Genomic DNA, 517 nt, shown 5'->3' with positions numbered 1-517 from the left:
TGCTGGCGACCAGGTCCTTCAGTTCCCCGTTCGCGATCTTGATCTTCTTGTCAATCGTGACGAGTTCGTGGATTAGCTCAGAGGCCAGCCAGCGGCGGGTCTTGCCCACCACATCACGCGGGCGAACCGTGTTAAGCAGGGCACGAGCCTGCTGGGCGGACAGATCTTTCTTCGCCCCGCCGGGGATCAGTTCGAGCAGCAGGTGGTGCAGACGGGAGACGACCTCGGTACGGGTCCGGCCGAGCTGGTCGCGGCGGTCGACCAGCAGCCGCAATGCGACCGTGGTGTCATCCACGACGACCTGCCGCAGGCCGGGCGTGCGCAGCGCGACCACGGCGACGCTGTGCGCATCGACCGGGTCGGTCTTGCGGCCCTGACCGGTGGCGAACACCCTCACACGGGCGGACAACTTCGCCGGCACATCGAGGACAGTCTCACCGTCCGCGACCAGACGCTGAGCGACGTGCCGACCAATACCGCTGCAGCCCTCGACCGCCCACACCCGGTCTTGGTGCTG

General features: G+C 66.9%; 1 protein-coding gene. It reads right to left on the bottom strand.

All coding sequences use genetic code 11. The features are described 5' to 3' along the window. Nucleotides 1-502 (bottom strand): IS110 family transposase (locus tag Ato02nite_RS50945; RefSeq protein ID WP_246608266.1); only part of this gene is annotated, 502 nt, incomplete at its 3' end. Nucleotides 503-517: the final 15 nt, after the last annotated feature.

It is taken from the genome of Paractinoplanes toevensis, assembly GCF_018332695.1.
GTDB lineage: Bacteria > Actinomycetota > Actinomycetes > Mycobacteriales > Micromonosporaceae > Actinoplanes > Actinoplanes toevensis.
Note: the sequence above shows the minus strand (reverse complement) of the source record. Positions and strands in the feature narration are given on the sequence as shown.